Raw genomic sequence first — 20,604 nt, forward strand, 5'->3', positions numbered from 1 at the left:
AAGCTTTTTTGAAATCCTTAAAACTAGTTCAGAAATCGAATATACGCCACAGTAAATGACAACCGATTATGATTTTGGCACGCGTTTTGAAACTCTATAAAGTAATAACCCTAAAACCATTAGATTATGAAGACATTAAAATTATTACTAGGACTTGCACTAGCAGCAACATTATTTACATCATGTTATGTAGAGGAAGCAAATTTTAATGATAACCCATCAGTTTCTTTAGATCAGTTATTGCATTCATACGATTTGTGGTATGTAGATATTAATTCCACTCAAGGTTATGGCGAAACACCATTCTTGCAAATTGCATTTACATTAACTTTTGATAATGGTCGTCTATATGCCAACAATAATTTAGTAGGTATTGGTAGCCAAGGAAATGGTTATGGGGTGCAAATAGGTAATTACGATGCTTATGATATGATATTAGATATTAACCATGTTATAGATGGTTTCGATAGTTTTGATGTCTATCAAGTAGATGGTAATACGATAGAATTATATAATCCGTTTAATGACACCTCTTACTTTTTAGATGGTTACCAGAGATCTAACTTTGATTATGATTTTGTATTCTATGATAACATTCATTATTTCTTACAAGAATATGAAGCTTGGGAAAAAACTTATACAAGTGAGTTAGGAGCCTTAAATGAGTTTGATGATGAAAACTATTTACAGTTTTTATCGGGCGGAAATGACTCTACATTTAGAAGCTCTCAAGATGAAAATGTGTTCAATCCTGTTAATATATTTTGGGATTACACAGGAGTTTATGGCGTCGGAGATATAACAGGAAATATGTACCTAAAAACATTAACATTAGATTATGATTTCTTTGACAATGAATTCTTTGAACTTAGCGTTATAGATGATGGAACGATAGAATTATTCCATGCGGATTCTGGTACAACATACGAATTTGCAGGACAAGGTTACATCCCTTATTACAGAAGTTCTGATACGCAAGGTAAAATCACTAAGCAAGTTGATAAACCTAAAAAGCGTAAGCAAAAAACAAAAAAGGTAGAAAACCTTAGAGAGAATAAAAGAAGCTAAATTTTGGTTGGTTATTTAGTTTCAAAACGCTCAGATAAAACGCTTGTTTTACTGAGCGTTTTTCTTTTTACAAACTTTTCAAAACAACCTCCAAATCCTCGTACTCATAAGGTTTAGCCATAATTATTTTAGAACTACTCAATAAAAAGTACATTGGTGTTGCAGCAATTCCGTAGGTTTTTACGATTGGGTTATCCCATTTACCTAAACCAATTGTATGTGTAAAATTGGGATAGTTTTTAATTTCTTCGGTCCACTTTACATCATTATCCTCTAAACCATAAGCAATTACTTTTAAGTTGGGTTTGTTGGCAACCAATTCTTTTACTTTTGGTAGTTCTACTAAACAATGACCACAACCACTACTCCAAAAGATTAAGAGATAGTTTTCTGCTCCTTCCAAAAGATGTAAGCTTGTTTTAGTCCCATTTGCTACGATATCAAAATCTGGAGCTTTTGTGCCAATAGAGGTGTTTTTATAAGATGTAATTGTTTCTGCTAAGACCTTATTATTTGTTGCGTTAGCTAAATCTAATAGGTACATCTCAGTAATATAGTTTGCTAAATCGTGATTTTCTAAGGTTACAAATCGTTGCCATAGAATTTCTATAAGACTTGTTTTAATAATTAAGTGTTCATTACTAATTGCGGCAGCAACATCATCTACATGTGTTTTGTATGTATCATCACTAGGATTTTCAACCATATTAAAGACATAACCTGTTATGCGATCTACCAAAAACGAAGAACTTTGAAGTAAGTAATTACTAAAATCTATTTGACTGAGATAATGTTGTTTTAGTTTTTTAGAATAAGTACTGATGTCTTCATATTCCGATGGAATATAAGGTCTGTTTGCAATAATAAAGGCAGATACCAATTTACCATTTGCAGATTCTTCATAAGCCAACTGTGTGTCTTTTAAAACTTTAAAAATAGAATTGAAACCTTCCTCATCTGTATTATTTTTTGAATAATAATTGCTGATGGTTTGGTTAACCATATCCATACTTTTTAGATAAGACGCCCAAAGTTTGTTTTCTTCAGATTGTGTAAACTCAACACCTTTTTCGTAATTAAAATTAAAGGCTACGGTTTCATTACCATCATAAATAAAATCGAAATTATTTTCCTCTGGCGGAATGGCATAAACAATTTTATAGATACCTGGGGCTACAGTTGAATCTAACGGAATTTCAAAATTTCCTGTAGCATCTAACTGACCTCTGTTAACATAGTTAGCACCTTGTGGTGTGGCTTCATACAGAAAAGCATAAGAATAATCTTCTGCTGGAGAAAAAGTTCCTTTTACAGTTTGGGCTGAAGCCATAAGAGGTATAGCCAATAAGAGGGTTAATAGTTTCTTCATGTTATGTTATGATTTAACAGGTTTAATAAAAGTAGCTTATCTTTTTAATTCTATTTTTTCAAGTTCTGTTTCTTCTGGTAAATTTTCAAAGTCTTTTTCAGATATAATATAAGATCCATCAAAATCATCATCAAACTGAACCCTATACTTTTTAATAGAATATGAAAAGCCAACATCAAAAAAGTCAGCATCTTTTGCTGTTAAAGTATTAGACGATGAGCTGTAGTTACTCAACTCAATTCCATCAGTTAAATTTTCATTTAATCCTGCGAATTCTATCCCTTCTGGTAAAATGCCTCCAATAGTGTGGGAATATCCTCCGTTTTCATTATCGGTTTTGTTCGAGATATTTTCTATTAGCTGTTCGAGAATTATATAGTGTTCTCCTTCAAATTCAGCCAATCTTATCCAAAGTCCTTTTTCTATTGGTAGTTCTGGTTGTACGTTTACTTCAATTGAATCTGTGGTGTATTTTTTACCATTGAATTCAAAATTAAAAGGGCCAATTTCATGCTTTTTTGCTTCATTAAAAATAATTACTCTCTGGAAGTCCTTTGATGACATAGCAAACACTGAAGAAGACCCAGTTAATTCGATACTTTCACCTAGTTCATCTTTAAAGTAGTCATTTAGAAAATCGATTTCTATAGTGAAATTAACTTTTTGTCCAACCCTTGGTTCAGGATTATCAATGTTAATTTTCAGTTTTTCTTGACCTATTAAATTAATTGAACAGAAAAGTAAGAATAGTATTGTAAATGTCTTCATATAGTTTTTTTATTTTCAAAATAACGACAATAACTGAGCCATTATTTGATTTTAGATCTAATACTTTCAATTATGACTGTGGCTAATATCAAAGCCCCTCCCACAAATGTATGTATTGTTGGTATTTCATTCAAGAAAAAATAGGCAATAATAATTCCGAAAACAGGTTGAGCACTACCTATAATACTTGCAGTACTTGCTTTAAAATATTTTAAACTGTTTACAAACATGGTATGTCCAATAGCTGTAGTCAAAAGCGCCAATAAAATTACATAAGGATATTGTGTTGTGATATTAGACGTATCTAAGAAATATAATATTGGAGTCAACAAAACAGCTATTATGGCAACTTGATAAAACATTAGCATTGTTCCGTTGTAGATAGCAACTTGTCCTTTTAAAATTAGAATTCTTAGCGCATAACATAATGCCGAAAGTAAACCAAATAGAATACCTTGTAAATGACTGCTGCCTAAATCAAACTCTGGTGCTAAAATATAAATTCCAATAAGTACCATTAATCCTAAAACGATATGAATAGGATCGAATTTAGTTCTAGAAAATAGTGGCTCTAAAAGTGCTATCATTACAGGAAATGTAAAAATTGAAAGCATACCAATGGCAACATTAGAGAGTTTTAAAGCATAGAAATAGGTTATCCAGTGCGCTCCCATTAATACCGCAGCTATAAAAAATGTCCAACGGTCTTTACCATTATTTATTTTTAAGTTAATGCCTTTATAAAGACAAAAAATTAACAGAAAGATTGCCGCTAAAGCTGCACGCCACCAAATAATTACTGGTGTAGGCATGGCTATAAATTTACCCAATGCACCAGAAGTACTAATGAATAAAGTGGCTACAGTAAGTAATAAAAGATGATTTAAATGGCTTTTTTCATTCATTTAATATCAGATAAAGTCTTAAGCGCTTGTTTAGTAGATTTTATATTATCGAATGTAATGAGTAAACGTAAACCATTACGCGTTTGTTTCTCTTTCATTTTACATTTACTAGCATTCAATTGCACAAACTGTAAAACCTTAGAAAAATCATCACTTTGATAAAAAGGACTTTGTTGATCATTGATAAAATAACCGACGAGTTTTCCTTTCTTCATAATGAGTTTTTCAAGTCCCATTTTTGTGGCAATCCATTTTAGGCGTACACTATCTAATAAATCCGAAACTTGAATTGGCAATTCACCAAACCGATCAATAATATCAGATTCAAATTTGTCTAACGCTTCTTCAGTTTTTATCTCATTGAGTTTGGTGTAAAGATTTAGGCGTTCAGTAATATTATTGACGTAATCGTCAGGGAATAGCAATTCAAAATCCGTATCAATGGTTATGTCTTTTACATACTGTTTTGGCTTACCATCGTCTTTGTATAACTCGGCAAATTCAGATTCTTTGAGTTCTTCAATCGCTTCATTTAATATTTTCTGGTAGGTGTCAAAACCAATATCATTAATGAATCCACTTTGTTCGCCACCTAATAAATCACCTGCTCCTCTAATTTCTAAATCCTTCATAGCAATATTGAAACCACTACCTAATTCAGTGAATTGTTCTAATGCTGTAATACGCTTACGAGCATCAGTGGTCATTGCAGAGTATTCTGGCGTGATAAAATAACAGAAAGCCTTTTTGTTACTACGACCTACACGACCTCGCATTTGGTGTAAGTCGCTTAATCCAAAATTATTAGCATTGTTAATGAAAATGGTATTTGCATTTGGCACATCCAATCCGCTTTCTACAATTGTTGTGCTTACTAAAACATCAAATTCACCATTCATAAAAGCAAGCATCAGTTGTTCTAATTTTTTACCATCGAGTTGTCCATGACCAATACCAATTTTAGCATCAGGAACCAAACGTTGAATCATACCAGCAACTTCCTTAATATTCTCGATTCGATTATGAATAAAAAAGACCTGACCTCCACGTTGAATTTCATAACTCACAGCATCTCTGATTGTTTCCTCATTAAAACGAATCACATGACTCTCTATAGGATATCGATTAGGTGGAGCCGTAGTAATAACAGACAAATCTCTTGCTGCCATTAAGCTAAATTGAAGTGTTCTTGGAATTGGAGTTGCCGTTAATGTCAATACATCAACATTCTCTTTTATGGTTTTAAGTCGTTCTTTTACAGCAACACCAAATTTTTGTTCTTCATCAACAATAAGCAATCCTAAATCTTTAAACTTTACATTTTTGTTAGCTAGTTGATGTGTACCAATTATAATATCAACACTTCCTTTTTCTAGACCCTCTAATGTTTCTCGTTTTTCCTTTGCAGTTCTGAAACGATTGACATAATCTACAGTAACAGGAAAATCTTTTAAGCGTTCTGTAAACGTTCGATAGTGTTGATATGCTAAAATCGTAGTTGGCACTAGAATAGCCACTTGTTTTCCATTATCAACTGCCTTAAAAGCAGCTCTTATGGCAACTTCAGTTTTACCAAATCCAACATCACCACAAACCAAACGATCCATTGGCCGTTCACTTTCCATATCTGCTTTTATGTCTGCAGTCGAAGAGATTTGATCTGGTGTATCCTCATATACGAAAGACGCTTCTAACTCTAATTGCATATGACTATCCGGAGCATACTGAAACCCTTTTTTTAACTTCCGTTTTGCATAAAGCTTTATAAGGTTAAAAGCGATTTCCTTAACTCTAGATTTCGTTTTTTGTTTAAGGGTTTTCCATGCTTTGCTTCCTAATTTATATACTTTAGGAGGTTTTCCATCTTTTCCATTAAACTTGGTAATCTTATGAAGCGAATGAATACTTAAATACAGAACGTCGCGTTCACCATAGACCAATTTTATGGCCTCTTGCTTTTTACCTTCGACATCTATTTTTTGAAGACCACCAAATCTGCCAATACCATGATCAATGTGTGTGACGTAATCACCAACTTCTAAATTGGTAAGCTCCTTTAAAGTAATAGCTTGCTTTTTAGCATAGCCATTTTTAAGATGGAATTTGTGGTAACGATCAAAAATCTGATGATCTGTGTAAACAGCAATTTTATGTTCTGAATCTATAAATCCTTGATAAAGAGAAAGTACAATAGTTTTGTAATGCACGTCTTGTTCCACATCATCAAAAATATCATGAAAACGCTTAGCTTGTTGTTCACTAACACAAGCTATATAATTGGTAATCCCATTGGCATGATTTTCATTAAGGTCTTCAATTAATAAATTGAATTGCTTGTTGAATGCTGGCTGAGGTTTTGTATTGAATTGAATGGTTTGATTGCTAAGGGTTGCTGAAGTACCAAACTCAACTAGACTATATTCTAAAAATTGACGTTTTAATAGCTCAGAATTACAAAACAACGCATCTGGTGAAGCATGTTTTATCTCTTTAGATAAAGTGTTGAAGGTATCAACGGCTTTTGTATAAAACTCATCTATTCTTGAAAATAAAAGTGGAGCATTCCTAGCAAAAACAACCGTTTTATTAGAAATATATTTTAAGAAACTTTCGCGTTGTTCAGCAATAAGCTTATTAGCTACATTTGGTATAATACTTACTTTTTTGATGCGCTCAGTTGAGAGTTGAGTTTCCACATCGAAGGTTCTAATACTATCGACTTCATCTCCAAAAAACTCGATACGATAAGGCTCATCATGCGAAAATGAAAATACGTCTACAATGCCACCTCTTACAGAAAAATCACCAGGTTCTGTAACAAAATCAACGCGTTTAAACTTGTATTCAAATAATACTTCATTTACAAAATCGATACTCAATTCGTTGCCAACAGAAATTTTAAGGGTATTTTTTTCAAGTTCCTTTTTTGTGACCACCTTTTCAAAAAGCGCATCAGGATAGGTTATAATAATACAGGGCTTTTTACGCGAATTAATTCGGTTTAGAACTTCTGCTCTTAAAAGAACATTGGCATTATTCGTTTCTTCAATTTGATATGGTCTCCGATAACTTCCAGGATAAAACAATACATCTTTGTCATTAATGAGTTGTTCTAAATCGTTGAGGTAATAAGCTGCCTCTTCTTTATCATCAAAAACAACTAAAAACGGTTTTTCGGCAGTTTTAAAACTTTCAGCAATAGTTATTGAAAAAGATGACCCAACAAGACCCTTTAAATGGACTTTTATTTGGGTTTGGACAATAGCACTTTGCAGATTTTGCAGTTGCAAAGTCTGTAAATATGTTTGGGCAATGAAGGCTTTACTCAAGTTCCTTTATTTGAAGGTGCAAATATAAATTTTTTTGAAGTGTTATTAATTGAAATAATCTATTATTAGATTTATATTTGCATCTAGATAAAAAAATAAAATATGTCATTTTCAGATTTATTCGAAAGCGGATTTAAAAAACGAAACGAAGATCATTTTGCAGCTATAGTTAGAGTTGCTATGAGCGATGGAATTATTAATGAAGCAGAAAAAGCGTTTTTAGATCGTTTAGCAACACGATTAGATATCACAGAACGCGAATACAAAGAGATTCTTAAAGATTATAAGAGTCACCCAATAAATGCACCACATTCTTATGATACACGTTTAGAGCGATTGTATGATTTAGCTCGTATGGTTTGGGCTGATCATATTGAAGGACCTAATCAAGTTAATTTACTTGAGAAGTTATGTATTGGTTTAGGTTTTAATCAAGATAATGTAAAATACATTGCTGATAAAGCATTGACATTAGTGCATTACGAAGTAGACTTAGAAGAGTTTACAGATAAAATGAAAAATATGAATCAGTAATAGATTCTTAAAATAAAAAAGCGAACATTGAATGTTCGCTTTTTTATTTTAAAGTTTTTTATGCATTTCGCATAAACTCTTCAGCTTTTTCTACCATCTTCCTACTTCCGCAGATAAATGGTGCACGCTCGTGTAATTCAGTAGGTTGTATATCCATAATTCGCGTAAAACCATCACTCGCTTTTCCATTAGCTTGCTCAGCTAAAAACGCCATAGGATTACATTCGTATAATAATCGCAGTTTACCATTTGAGTTTTTAGAACTTTTTGGATACATGTAAATCCCACCTTTTATCATATTTCTATGAAAATCGGATACCAAAGAACCAATATAACGAGAAGTATAGGGTCTATTATCTTCCTCCATTTGGCAATATTTAATGTAATCTTTTATACCCTTAGGAAAGTGAATGTAATTACCTTCATTTACAGAATATATATTTCCGTCTTCTGGAAATTCCATATCAGGATGTGATAAATAAAATGAACCAATTGCTGGGTTTAATGTAAATCCATTAACACCATTTCCTGTTGTGTAAACTAACATTGTAGAAGTTCCATATACAACATAACCTGCGGCAACTTGTTGATTTCCTTTCTGTAAAAAATCTTCGAGTTGTACAGGAGTACCAACTGGAGTTACACGTCTGTATATTGAAAAAATAGTTCCGACAGAGACATTTACATCAATGTTTGAAGAGCCATCTAAAGGATCTATAAGTACAATGTATTTGTTTTGGTGATTTTCATCTTGGCTATTAATAGTAATAAAATCATCCTCTTCTTCACTAGCTATACCACAAACAATGTTTCTTTTTGTCATGGTTTGAATAAACTTAGTGTTGGCATAGACATCTAATTTTTGCTGGTCTTCCCCTTGAATATTGGTATCTCCTGCCGCACCAATAATATCTACTAAACCAGCTTTATTAACTTCGTGGTTCACCACTTTAGCAGCTAAACGGATAGAATTTATAAGCCTAGAAAGTTCTCCAGAAGTATATTTAAATGCATGTTGGTTTTCAATTATAAATTCACCTAAGGTTTGATTACGTTTAGACATTTAGTGTTTTATTGATTAATTGTCGCAAATATCGCATTTTTTGATAAACTAAAACGTTTTCGTAGTGTAAATAACTTGTTATTTAAAGTCACTTTAGATTATATTTGAATTCCTTTTTTAACCAAAAAATGAATCAACCAAGAGTAGCAACCAAAAAAGACATGCCAAGAGTTTTAGAACTTATTAACCAATTGGCTATGTTTGAGAAAGAACCTTATGCCGTAGAAGTTACACTTACTGATTTAGAAAGAGATGGTTTTGGAGACAATCCAAAGTTTACATGCTTTGTTTCAGAAATTGACAATAGCGTTGAAGGTATAGCATTGGTTTACCCAAGATATTCTACATGGAAAGGCACAGTTCTGCACTTAGAAGACCTTATTGTTAACGAAAAATATAGAGGCAGAGGTATCGGAACCCAATTGTTAGATGCTGTAGTAAAATATGGAAAGAAAACAGGAGTTAAAAGAATAAGTTGGGAAGTACTCGATTGGAACGAACCTGCCATAAAGTTTTACGAAAGTAAAGGCGCAAATGTTATGCGCGATTGGGACGTTGTGCAGCTCGATGAAAAAGGAATTGAAAACTATTTGGATAATATTAATTAAAAGATTCCCATTTTAACGGGAAAATAGATATGCGTGTTTATAAGTTTGGTGGTGCATCTGTAAAAGATGCTGAAGGTGTAAAAAATTTAGCAACAGTTCTAAAAACTACAGGCTATGATAATACCTTAGTTGTGGTTTCTGCGATGGGTAAAACTACCAATGCTATGGAACTAGTCATTAAAAACTATTTTGAAAATAAATCTGAATTGCAGAGCTCAATTCATGAAGTTATTAAATACCATAATGAAATCCTTTTAGACTTGTTTGATAATGAACGTCATAATGTATTTGCTTCAGTAAAAGCACTTTTTGATGAGTTAAACATATTCTTTAAAACCAACAAATCACCAGATTATAACTATGTCTATGATCAAACTATCGGCTTTGGGGAATTAATTTCAACGACAATTATTAGTCATTATCTTAATGAAACAGGAGTAAAAAATAATTGGATTGATGTTAGAGAATTTATAAAAACGGATAATTATTATAGACGATCTAATGTGAATTGGGAGCAAACGCAAGACAATATTTCAACTAATTTTAATACGTCTATTCTTAATATTACTCAAGGATTTTTAGGAAGCGATTCTAATAACTTTACAACAACTTTAGGTAGAGAAGGTAGTGATTATACAGCGGCTATTTTTGCCTATTGTTTAAACGCAAATAGTGTTACTATATGGAAAGATGTACCTGGTGTATTAAATGCGGATCCACGTTATTTTGAAAACGCTCAGCTATTACACCAAATATCCTACAGAGAAGCTATTGAGTTGGCATTCTATGGAGCCTCGGTAATTCACCCAAAAACATTACAGCCATTGCAGCAAAAAGAAATTCCGTTGTATGTAAAATCATTTTTAAATCCTAAAGCGGATGGAACTTGTGTTAGTAAAGGAAAAGCTTTAGAACCAGAAATTCCATGTTTTATTGTTAAGAAAAATCAGAGCTTAATTTCATTATCATCATTAGATTTTTCATACATTATGGAAGAGAATATTAGTGAAATTTTCAGTTTACTACATTTATATAAGATGAAGGTTGATGTTATTCAGAATTCAGCAATTAGCTTTTCAGTATGTATAGATAATTTGTATAATAATCTTGAAAAATTGCTTCAACATTTAAAAGCAAAATTCAATGTAACATGTTACGATAATGTGAGTCTATATACTATTAGGCACTATAATGAGGCTTCAATAAAAGAACTCGAAAAAGATAAAACCGTATTGTTGAAGCAGTTAACGCAAGGAACGGTTCAAATAGTAACTAAATAACATTTACTACATTTGTTTTATGGGGAAATCGTCCAATATGGGTTTAGTCACAGCAAAGGAAGTTGCAAAGGCAATCCATGCAGACAAATATGGTTTCGTGGGTACTTTTTTTGGTTGGCTATTGATGAAAGTACTAAAAATTTCTACCCTAAATAGAATATATAATCGTAATAAACATCTTAGTGAACTTGAGTTTTTAAATGGTATTTTAGATGAATTTCAGATTAAGTTCGAAATTCCTGAAGAAGATATGAAACGACTTCCTAAAGAAGGTCCTTATATCACTATTTCTAATCATCCACTAGGCGGCATCGATGGTATTTTATTATTAAAGTTAATGATAGAACAGCGAAGTGATTTCAAAATTATTGCCAATTTTTTATTACACAGAATTGAACCACTTAAGCCTTACATAATGCCAGTAAATCCTTTTGAAGATAGGAAGGATGTAAAGAGCAGTATATCGGGTTTTAAGAATGCGATTATGCATTTACGAGATGGGCACCCACTTGGTGTTTTTCCAGCAGGTGAAGTTTCGACTTATAAAGATGGTAAATTAGTTGTAGATAAACAATGGGAAGAAGCTGCGATGAAGTTAATTCAGAAAGCAAATGTACCTGTTGTGCCGATATATTTTCATGCAAAGAATAGTCGTTTGTTTTACCGACTTTCAAAAATTAGTGATACACTAAGAACAGCAAAATTACCTTCAGAATTACTAACTCAGAAGCGTAGAACTATTAAAGTAAGAATAGGACGACCAATTTCAGTAAAAGATCAGAATGAGCATGAAAGTCTTCCAGATTTTTCAGATTTTTTACGACGAAAAACCTACATGTTATCTAAAACATTTGAGGATAAGCCTAAAATTTTAGATAATCTTCAATCGCAATTAAAAGTACCAAAACCTCCAAAAAGAATTGTTACACCTATTGATGCTAACGTTATGATGGAGGAGATAGAGACTCTAAAGGTTAAGGATTGTAGACTTTTAACAAGTAAGAATTACGAAGTTTATCTGGCTGAAGCTAGAGATATGCCTAATATTTTAAGAGAAATAGGAAGACTCAGAGAAATTACGTTTAGAGAAGTAGGAGAAGGTACCAATGAAGCTATAGACTTAGATACATTTGACACGTATTATCATCACATGTTTTTATGGGATAATGAAGCAAAAGTTATTGCCGGAGCTTATAGAATGGGCTTAGGTTCTCAAATTTTTGAACGGCATGGTATCGATGGGTTTTATCTACAAGATCTGTTTAGATTTGAACCAGAACTTTACAAAATGATGAGCCAGTCCATTGAAATGGGTAGAGCATTCATTATTAAAGAATACCAACAAAAACCAATGCCACTCTTTTTACTCTGGAAAGGTATTGTTCATACCACATTGCGTCATCCAGAACATAAATTCCTAATTGGTGGAGTGAGTATAAGCAATCAGTTTTCAAACTTTTCTAAGAGTTTAATGATTGAATTTATGAAATCTCATTATTACGATCCTTATGTGGCTCAATATGTGCATCCTAAAAAGGAGTTTAAAGTAAAACTGAAAGATGCAGACAAAGAATTTGTCTTTGATGAAACCGAAGCCGATTTAAATAAATTCGATAAAATTATTGACGAAGTAGAACCAGGTGCTCTTCGACTTCCTGTACTGCTTAAAAAATACATTAAGCAGAATGCTAAACTCGTAGCATTTAATGTAGATCCTTTATTCAATAATGCTGTAGATGGTTTAATGTATATTAAAATTGCAGACTTGCCAGAAAGTACGGTTAGACCAGTGATGGAAGAATTCCAGGCAGAGTTGGAGCGTAAGTTTATGGAAAATGGTGAAGCATAAATATTTTTTAATTGTTTTTGTCTTCCCTTTTTTTTGCTTTGCTCAAACCTTTAACGGCAGAGTTATTGACAAGGTAACTCAAGAGCCTATTGAAACAGTTTCGGTTTATTTTGATAATACTACTATTGGAACAACTACGGATGAAAATGGTGAATTTTCAATAACCTATACAGATGCTGTACAATCTACTTTAGTAATTTCTTATCTAGGTTACGAAAAGGTATTAATATCTGATTATAGATTTCGGAATAACGTAACTATAGAACTTGTCGAAGCCGATAATGCTTTAGATGAAGTTTATATAGAATATGACGATGGCTTAACCAGAAGACAAAAACTACGTCTATTTAGAAAAGAGTTTTTGGGTACTTCAAAGTTTGGTAAATCCTGCAAAATATTGAATGAAGATGATTTAATATTAAGATATGATAAAGGAAACAAATCTTTGTATGCAAGTGCAAAAGCTCCAGTACGAGTAGAGAATAAAGCATTGCAATATGAAATCGCTTTTGATATTATAGATTTTGAAGTTGAATTTCGTTATGTTGAGATTAAAACCAGTACGTTTACAGTAAATACAGTAGCCTTTCTCGGTACTTCATTTTATAAGGATTTAAAAGGTTCTGAAAAAAAGAAGACTATTAAGAATAGGGAAATTGCTTATGAATTTTCTATTCAACGCTTTATGCGTTCGCTTTATAATAAAAACTTGAGAGATGAAGGTTATTGGATTTATTATGATAAACTCAGAGTAGAAGAATGGTCTTATTTTACTATTGAAGACATTACTGATTCCGATTTAAAAAAGGTGAAATTAAAGGATAAGGTTACTATACTATATAACAAAGAATTACAGTCTGAGCTTCAAATAGAGGTAGATGAATTTTTTGTAGATGTCTATGGTAATTATACGCCAATTGAAGGTGTGTATTTTAGTGGTATTATGGGAAGCCAGCGTGTAGGTGATTCATTGCCTTTAGATTATGGGCTTAATAATTAATCATAAAAATAAAAACCCAGAATTTAAGTTTCTGGGTTTTTAAATATAATAATGTTTTACTATTCTAAATACCTTTAAACCAATCCTGAAACTGATTACCAAGCAACCAAGTAGGTTTCATTTCACCACCTAAAGCACTTATAAGGCTCATAACCCAAGCCACTAGAAGAGGTATCCAAGCCACAAAATTTACTATAGGAATGAATGAAGTTACTACACTAACAAGAATAAGACCTAGCATCTGTCTTATATAAAAAGAACCAAGTTCAGTCTTATTGCTACTATTCATTACTATGGCTATTATCCATCCAATAAAAGTGATATGAGCAATAATAGCAACATTTTTACCATCACTAAATACTTCTTTTGCATCATCCGCAAATTCGCTTGCTGCTTTTTTTGCGTCATCGGCAAACTCAGCAGCTTTTTCTTTAGCATCACTAGCCAATTCCTTAGCATCATCTGCTAACTCGCTTGTTTTTTGACTTATTTTTTCTCCAGCTTTTTTCGCACCGTCTTTTGCATCATCTAGCATATCATCTAGATCGTCACTTAAATTTTTATTATCGTCTGACATAATTTTATTGTTTTGGTTAGATTATAAAGTTAATAAAAAATGCTCTAGTTATTTATTTGCTTCCGAATAGTCTGCTAAAAAAACCTTTGGTTTTCTTTTTAGCTTCTGTGTAAGTCTCCTTTGCATCTTCGGCTAAATCCTCTAATTTATCTTCCGCTACATCAGCAAACTCGCTTATTTTTTCTCCTGCGTCACTAGCAAATTCTTTAGCCTTTACTTTTGCTTCTTCATAAGTTTCTTTAGCGTCTTCAGCTAAATCGGCAGCTTTCTCTTTGGCTACATCTTTAAATTCACTGAGTTTTTCGCTAGCTTCATCAGCAAATTCAGATGCTTTTTCTTTCGCATTACTCATCATTTCTTTGGCATCTTCGTTAATGAACTCAGTTGCTTTTTCTTTCACATTACTAAGTGCTTCTTTAGCGTCATTTGCTAATTCGCTCGCTTTTTCTTTAGCCGAGTCAAATGCTTCAGTTGCATTTTCTTTTAGATCATTAACCTCGTCAGCAATTGCGTCTGTATTTTCATTAACAGCATCTTTAGCTTGGTCTAATTCGTTAGTAGTGTTATCTTCTAAATTTTTGTTTTCTTCAGACATTTTATTAGTTAATTTAAGTTAGAGTTTAAAGTTAACAAATAATCCTATCCCAATTCTAAAATTCAGGCACATTAAATATTTATCTAAACAACATAATAACTCCACCCAATGCAGTAACTATTAAAATGAAGCGCCTATAATTAACATTAGAAATTAGCCTAACGATATATGTACCTAATAAAAACCCTGCAACAACAGCGGGAATTAACACTGAATTCAAAACCAAAGATTCTCGTGTAACTGTTTTCCAAATAAAAATATGAAAAGGGAGTTTAAATACATTTATGATGAAAAATAACCAAGCAGCTGTTCCAATAAATTCATTCTTAGGAAAACGTATGGCTAGAAAATAAACGTTAGAAATAGGACCAGCTAAATTGCCAATCATTGTTGTAAAGCCAGTTAAAAACCCCATACCTGTTGCAAACAACTTGTTTTTAGGTATACCATTAGATTTTTGTTTTTCTATATAAAACATAATAATAACGGAAACAATTATTATTATAGCCATTAGCCTTTTAAAGATAATTTCAGATATATCATTCCCAACCCATACACCAACCAGAACACCTACAATCATCCATGGTATTAGCCTTTTAATAATTCCCCAATCTGCGTGCCTATTGTAATATATAACAGCTAAAATATCTGCACATATTAACATGGGAAGCAAAATACCTGTAGATGCCTTCTCTCCAAAAACAAAGGCAAGTATGACTACAATAATAATACTAATCCCTTTGATTCCGGATTTAGATAAACCCAACAAAAAAACTGCAAAACCAATGGCCGTCCATTGCAATGCAGTTAAATTATAGGATTGAAGAATTTCTATATAAGACAAAAGCTTTTTTTAATAAGTAAGTTTACAAAAATGCTTTATCAATAGGTTCCCATAACTCTATTTTATTTCCATCGTTATCGAGTATCCAACCAAATTTACCATAGTCATACGATTCCATTTCTCCTATAATAGTTACTCCTTCTTCTTTTAAAGTGTCTAATAATTCCTCTAAATTTTCAACCCTGTAGTTAAACATAAAGTCTTTTTTTGAAGGCTCATAGTATTTAGTGTCTTCCGCAAAAGGACTCCATTGCGTAGAGCAATCTTTGCCTTCTTTGTCTTTCCACCAAAAGGTGCAGCCGTAATCGTCTGTATTAAAACCTAAGTGTTTTTTATACCAATCTTTTGATGCTTTTGGATCTTTGGTTTTAAAGAAAAGACCACCTATTCCTGTTACTCGTTTTTTCATTTTATTTTTTCTTTAAAGCTGTTTCGTAAATATCTATCCATTCATCACAAGTCATTTTTCTTGTAAGCTCACCGATTAATTCAAACGGAATTTCATCCATTTTTTTGAATCGAATACAGCTTTTACCCATATCTAATTTGCGTTTGCAATGTTTTGGATATTCTGTAACAAACCACTCATGTAATTCTGGGTTTGCGTAGATGCCACTATGGTATAAATTCACAGAATTCTTTTGAGATGCAAAACTCATAAATGGTAAAGGTGTTTTGGGATCACAATGATAACCATCTGGATAAACAGAATGTGGGACATAATAACCAATCATACCATATTGAATACCTTCTTCAAAATCTTTAGGTAAATTATCATTTATTACTTTTCGTAATTTTTTTAATGTGTCTTTACGTTCTTCAGGAACTTGACTTATATAATCGTCTGGGGAAGATGCTTTATATTGCATAGTTAGATTGATTTAATTTTTATTTGCGTTGAAGGATTAATCCTGATATTAAAGATATAATAAAACCTAGAATTAGTACTGTAGCAAACATCATAAAAGCCATAAAGCCAGGACTGCCATAATCTTTCATTTGTTGTGTTAGTTCAGCACTTTTAATCTTAAGTTCCTCTGGCGATAAGGTAACTTCCATCTTTTTTATGGAATACTCTAAATAGTCATTTGCAAAATCAGGGTTTATTTGAGTAGTGTAGATGTAGTCAAAAAATGCAACACCAGTGGCCGAGAATAATGCTATAAGCATACCTATTCCTATAGCTTTTCCTAAAGATACTTTTCCTTCGTTCACTTTATCTCGATAATGTTTGATTCCGAAATAAACAAATAATAAGGAGATTACCATTGAGGTGTATCCTATAAGTTCACCATAATCAAAATCTACTCCCATTCCAAATAAGAAAGGCAATCCAAATAATACAAACCCACTTAGTAATGCAAAAAGTCCGTACTTAATTACTGTGTTTTTCATTTTTTATTTTATGTATTGATTAGTGGACCAAAAGTAGGAAGAAGCAGATGTTGGGAACTCATACTAAAGTACCAAATCAATCATACTTTAGTTGTAAAGCTATGGAATTAAATAATATTTAGATTTTTTGAAATTTGAATAGCTTGCGTTCGTCGTTTGGCATTTAGCTTCACCAAAAGGTTTGAGACATGTGTTTTTATAGTGCTTTCTGATACAAATAATTTTTCTGCTATTTCATTATTAGATAAGCCGAGTGCAACTTCTTTTAAGACTTCATATTCTCTTTTGCTTAAGCCTAATTCTTCAATTTTTTTTAAATCTATTTCACTTTTAGAAATAGGCAACTGTTTTTGTGTCCTTTTATTAATGAATAACCCAATAGCTAAAAAAGCTATCGCAACAAAAGCCATAAGGTATTCAATTTGTAAATCGCCACTAATTAATGTGTATTTACTAAACTGAAACAATAGCAATAATGCTAAAATGAGCAATCCAAAAACAAGAACGGTTTTCTTCATTGTATAAAATTAGCAAAAATTTGCTTTTATTTTATCTACAATAGTTTGTGCGAGTTTAACATTGCTTTCTACTGTCCAGCCAGCAATGTGAGGAGTGAGTAATACATTATCTGCTTGAATTAGATACTGAAATGCTTCAGGTAAATTTGTTTTTTTACTCTTTCGCATCCATCTAAATTTTGGCTCATCTACTTTGAATAAATTTTCGAATGAAGATTTTTCGTATTCTAAAACATCGAGTCCTGCACCTAAAATTTTACCAGCATCTAATGCACTTACTAAATCTTCAGTCACCACGCTTTTACCACGAGCTGTATTAATGAACCAAAATGGTTTTTTGAATTTATTGATGAATTCAGCATTCACCATATTTAATGTTAATGGGGTTTGTGGTGTATGTAAACTCAAAACATCTGCTTTTTCTCGAAGTATTTCTAGCGATACTTGCTTAGCATTATCATCTCCAACATTAGGTTTAATGTCATAACATATTATTTCAACATCAAAACCTCTAAGTTTTTTTGCAAAGGCCTTTCCCATATTGCCATAACCAATAAGCCCAACGGTTTTTCCATGAAGTTCTAATCCGCGATTGGCTTCTCGTAACCATTTACCTTGTCTTACTTCTTTATCAGATTTGTTGAGTTTATTAAATAAGGATAAGAGCATTCCTAAAGTGTGTTCTCCAACAGCATTTCTGTTGCCTTCTGGTGCGTTGAACAATATAATACCTTTTCCTTTAGCATAATCGCAATCTATATTTTCTAAACCGGCACCAACGCGTCCTATAAATTTTAGGTTTTTGGCTGCATCTAAAAATTGTTGATCAATTGTAAAACGACTGCGAATAATTAAACCATCATACTCTGCTATTTTTGCTTCAATCTCTTCTTTAGAAGCTGAATAATCTTCATGATTAGTAAAGCCCAAATCGTTGAGTTGATTTATGAGTAATGGATGGTTTGAATCTATGTGTAGAACATTCATAGTTATTATTATACTGAAATTTATATCCAAGGATATTCTGTTTGTGTCATTTCATCTTTTACATTACCAGTATGTGCTGTATTAAGTTTTTCGAATAGCAAAAGATGCACTTCTTCACCGTCTTTGGTTGATGGATTATGTTCTACTCCTTTTGGTACCACAATGAGTTCTCCTTCCTTAACAACTTCGGTTCTGTCTCTAAATTGCATATATAAAGTACCTTTTACAACTTGAAACAATTCGTCTTCATCGTCATGGCTATGCCATACAAATTCACCTTTAATTTTAGCCAAAATGACTTGCATATCATCTACTGTTGCGATGCGATGCGGATGCCATTGCTTTGAGAATAAGGTGTGTTTGTCTTTAATGTTTATTGCTTTCATAGCTTAAAAGTATAAATAATGAGATGTTGAAACAAGTTGAGCATAACAAACTTGTCGTGAAAGATTAAATACCTAAAATCAATTTTGCAATCCAGAAGTAAATAAGAATCCCAAAAATATCGTTACTTGTTGTAATAAAAGGACCTGTCGCAATGGCTGGATCAATACCTCTTTTATCTAAAAATAAAGGAACAAAAGTCCCGATTAAACCTGCAACAATGATAACTGCAATTAGTGATACTGAAATTGCAAGCGCAGTATAAAAATCTCCTTTGGTTATCCAAACGAATAGAAACAGGAATAAGGCCAAAATGGTTCCATTAAGTGCAGCGAGCAACATTTCTTTTATTAATCTACTATTGATACTTCCTTTTACATCGTCATTTGCCAAACCTTGAACAATAATTGCACTAGACTGCACACCAACATTTCCTGCCATTGCAGCAATTAAAGGCGTAAAGAAGAATAAAACAGCGTATTTACTAAAGGATTCTTGAAAACCTTCCATAATAATAAAAGCGCCCACACCACCAATCAGTCCTAAAAATAACCAAGGTAGTCTTGCTCTAGTGAGTTCTATGATACTATCATCTGCTTCGACATCTTGTGTAATACCTGCAGCTAATTGGTAATCTTTTTCCGCTTCATCTTTTAATACATCGACAATATCATCAATGGTAATTCTTCCTAAAAGTGTCTGCTTATCATCAACCACAGGAATGGCTTCTAAATCATACTTAGCCATCACTTTAGCAACATCCTCATCATCATCATTTACATGAACAAAATCCACATTATCTTTAGCAATATCTGCAATTTTTTGATCGCTTTTGGCAACGATTAAATCTTTAAGAGAGAGACGACCTATTAGCTTTTCTTCCTTGTTAACTACATAGATAGAATGTACACGTGTTACTTCTTTTGCCTGGCCTCTAATACGTCTTAAACAACCAGCAACAGTCCAAGTTTCATAAACTTTAACAAGTTCTTTTGCCATAAGGCTGCCGGCAGTATTGTCAGCATAAGCAAGAAGTTCTTGGATCTCGGCTTTATGTTCCTCATCTTCTATTTGAGAGATTACAGCTTCTTGTCGTTCTTCTGGAAGTTCTGCAATAATATCTGCAGCATCATCGGTATCTAATTCTTCAACCTCTTCGGCAATTTCCTTGGCTGATAAGTTTTGAAGTATTTTTTCTCGATTGTCCTCATCGAGCTCTGTAAGTATATCAGAAGTCGTATCCGAATCTAAAAGTTTGATGACATAAACCGCATCCTCTGAATCTAATTCATCAAGAATTTCGGCAATATCAGCGTAGTGATACTCACTTAAAAGGGCTTTGAGGTCTTTGTCATTTTCATCTTCAACAAAGATTTCTACCTTTTCAATAAGCTCATTCGTAAGCTGAAATTGTATGTTTTCTTGGATTTCTTCCACGTCATTCTTTCCATCATTGTGAAAGTAGTGACGCAATCTGTTTAATCAAACAATAAATATTTGATAATATTACCACGTCCTTTGTACTCGCAAT

21 protein-coding genes are annotated in these 20,604 nt (G+C 32.5%); 6 read left to right on the plus strand and 15 right to left on the minus strand.

Annotation, left to right across the window (positions count from 1 at the left end; all coding sequences use genetic code 11):
* The first annotated feature begins 126 nt into the window (after positions 1–126).
* Entirely contained in the window at positions 127–1,068 is a 942-nt protein-coding gene (locus Q0822_RS06800) for a nicotinic acid mononucleotide adenyltransferase (RefSeq protein WP_299121789.1), read from the plus strand.
* 67 nt (positions 1,069–1,135) lie between these two features.
* Here Q0822_RS06800 and Q0822_RS06805 read toward each other — a convergent pair whose 3' ends face one another.
* From Q0822_RS06805 to mfd, 4 genes are read right to left on the minus strand one after another with little or no spacing between them, the layout of a single operon-like run.
* Positions 1,136–2,437: a redoxin family protein gene (locus tag Q0822_RS06805; protein ID WP_299121790.1), complete on the minus strand. Its 1,302-nt coding sequence runs from the start codon at positions 2,435–2,437 to the stop codon at positions 1,136–1,138.
* Positions 2,438–2,473: 36 nt separating this feature from the next.
* A complete protein-coding gene (locus tag Q0822_RS06810; RefSeq protein ID WP_299121791.1) occupies positions 2,474–3,205 on the minus strand; it encodes a hypothetical protein in 732 nt (243 codons plus the stop codon).
* A 41-nt stretch (positions 3,206–3,246) separates the two neighbouring features.
* Positions 3,247–4,110 carry a DMT family transporter gene (locus Q0822_RS06815; RefSeq protein WP_299121792.1) on the minus strand — a complete coding sequence of 288 codons (864 nt, stop codon included), beginning with the start codon at positions 4,108–4,110 and terminating at the stop codon, positions 3,247–3,249.
* Positions 4,107–7,439: a transcription-repair coupling factor gene (gene mfd, locus Q0822_RS06820; protein ID WP_299121794.1), complete on the minus strand. Its 3,333-nt coding sequence runs from the start codon at positions 7,437–7,439 to the stop codon at positions 4,107–4,109. Before mfd ends, Q0822_RS06815 begins: the two co-directional genes overlap by 4 nt.
* Positions 7,440–7,541: 102 nt before the next feature.
* Here mfd and Q0822_RS06825 point away from each other — a divergent pair, with 102 nt between their 5' ends.
* Positions 7,542–7,973: a TerB family tellurite resistance protein gene (locus tag Q0822_RS06825; protein WP_299121795.1), complete on the plus strand. Its 432-nt coding sequence runs from the start codon at positions 7,542–7,544 to the stop codon at positions 7,971–7,973.
* Between the two features lie 58 nt (positions 7,974–8,031).
* Here the strand turns inward: Q0822_RS06825 and fbp are convergent, their stop codons facing one another.
* Positions 8,032–9,036, minus strand: coding sequence for a class 1 fructose-bisphosphatase (gene fbp / locus Q0822_RS06830; protein WP_299121797.1), 1,005 nt, complete (start codon positions 9,034–9,036; stop codon positions 8,032–8,034).
* Positions 9,037–9,164: 128 nt separating this feature from the next.
* Between fbp and Q0822_RS06835 the strand changes: the two genes are divergently transcribed.
* Genes Q0822_RS06835 through Q0822_RS06850 form a run of 4 tightly spaced genes read left to right on the plus strand, consistent with a single transcriptional unit; the run spans position 9,165 to position 13,773 of the window.
* Complete coding sequence (locus Q0822_RS06835; RefSeq protein ID WP_299121799.1) at positions 9,165–9,644, plus strand: GNAT family N-acetyltransferase; 480 nt, start codon at positions 9,165–9,167, stop codon at positions 9,642–9,644.
* A 29-nt stretch (positions 9,645–9,673) separates the two neighbouring features.
* Positions 9,674–10,924, plus strand: a complete 1,251-nt coding sequence (locus Q0822_RS06840; RefSeq protein ID WP_299121801.1) for an aspartate kinase — start codon at positions 9,674–9,676, stop codon at positions 10,922–10,924.
* 19 nt (positions 10,925–10,943) lie between these two features.
* Positions 10,944–12,773 (plus strand): lysophospholipid acyltransferase family protein, encoded by a 1,830-nt coding sequence (locus Q0822_RS06845; RefSeq protein WP_299121802.1) that lies wholly within the window; start codon positions 10,944–10,946, stop codon positions 12,771–12,773.
* A complete protein-coding gene (locus Q0822_RS06850; RefSeq protein WP_299121803.1) occupies positions 12,760–13,773 on the plus strand; it encodes a carboxypeptidase-like regulatory domain-containing protein in 1,014 nt (337 codons plus the stop codon). The genes Q0822_RS06845 and Q0822_RS06850 overlap by 14 nt, the downstream gene beginning before the upstream one ends.
* Before the next feature lie 64 nt (positions 13,774–13,837).
* Here the strand turns inward: Q0822_RS06850 and Q0822_RS06855 are convergent, their stop codons facing one another.
* The 10 genes from Q0822_RS06855 to mgtE all read right to left on the minus strand — a co-directional run bounded on the left by Q0822_RS06855 (position 13,838) and on the right by mgtE (position 20,510).
* Positions 13,838–14,350, minus strand: a complete 513-nt coding sequence (locus Q0822_RS06855; protein ID WP_299121804.1) for a YtxH domain-containing protein — start codon at positions 14,348–14,350, stop codon at positions 13,838–13,840.
* 52 nt (positions 14,351–14,402) lie between these two features.
* The gene (locus Q0822_RS06860; RefSeq protein WP_299121806.1) at positions 14,403–14,945 is read right to left on the minus strand and encodes a hypothetical protein; all 543 of its coding nucleotides are present in this window, start codon (positions 14,943–14,945) and stop codon (positions 14,403–14,405) included.
* Positions 14,946–15,024: 79 nt separating this feature from the next.
* Positions 15,025–15,789, minus strand: coding sequence for a sulfite exporter TauE/SafE family protein (locus tag Q0822_RS06865; RefSeq protein WP_299121807.1), 765 nt, complete (start codon positions 15,787–15,789; stop codon positions 15,025–15,027).
* 22 nt (positions 15,790–15,811) lie between these two features.
* Positions 15,812–16,198, minus strand: coding sequence for a VOC family protein (locus Q0822_RS06870; RefSeq protein ID WP_299121808.1), 387 nt, complete (start codon positions 16,196–16,198; stop codon positions 15,812–15,814).
* A gap of 1 nt (position 16,199) precedes the next feature.
* Complete coding sequence (locus Q0822_RS06875) at positions 16,200–16,658, minus strand: DUF1801 domain-containing protein (protein WP_299121811.1); 459 nt, start codon at positions 16,656–16,658, stop codon at positions 16,200–16,202.
* Between the two features lie 19 nt (positions 16,659–16,677).
* Complete coding sequence (locus tag Q0822_RS06880; protein WP_299121814.1) at positions 16,678–17,184, minus strand: DUF4199 domain-containing protein; 507 nt, start codon at positions 17,182–17,184, stop codon at positions 16,678–16,680.
* Between the two features lie 107 nt (positions 17,185–17,291).
* A complete protein-coding gene (locus tag Q0822_RS06885) occupies positions 17,292–17,702 on the minus strand; it encodes a response regulator transcription factor (RefSeq protein ID WP_299121815.1) in 411 nt (136 codons plus the stop codon).
* Between the two features lie 9 nt (positions 17,703–17,711).
* On the minus strand, positions 17,712–18,689 hold the full coding sequence (locus tag Q0822_RS06890; protein ID WP_299121817.1) for a 2-hydroxyacid dehydrogenase: 978 nt from the start codon (positions 18,687–18,689) through the stop codon (positions 17,712–17,714).
* Between the two features lie 20 nt (positions 18,690–18,709).
* Complete coding sequence (locus Q0822_RS06895; RefSeq protein ID WP_299121823.1) at positions 18,710–19,075, minus strand: cupin domain-containing protein; 366 nt, start codon at positions 19,073–19,075, stop codon at positions 18,710–18,712.
* A gap of 64 nt (positions 19,076–19,139) precedes the next feature.
* Positions 19,140–20,510, minus strand: a complete 1,371-nt coding sequence (mgtE, locus tag Q0822_RS06900; protein WP_299122267.1) for a magnesium transporter — start codon at positions 20,508–20,510, stop codon at positions 19,140–19,142.
* Between the last annotated feature and the right edge of the window lie 94 nt (positions 20,511–20,604).

It is taken from the genome of uncultured Winogradskyella sp. (genome assembly GCF_947496485.1).
In the GTDB taxonomy this organism is placed as follows: Bacteria; Bacteroidota; Bacteroidia; order Flavobacteriales; family Flavobacteriaceae; genus Winogradskyella.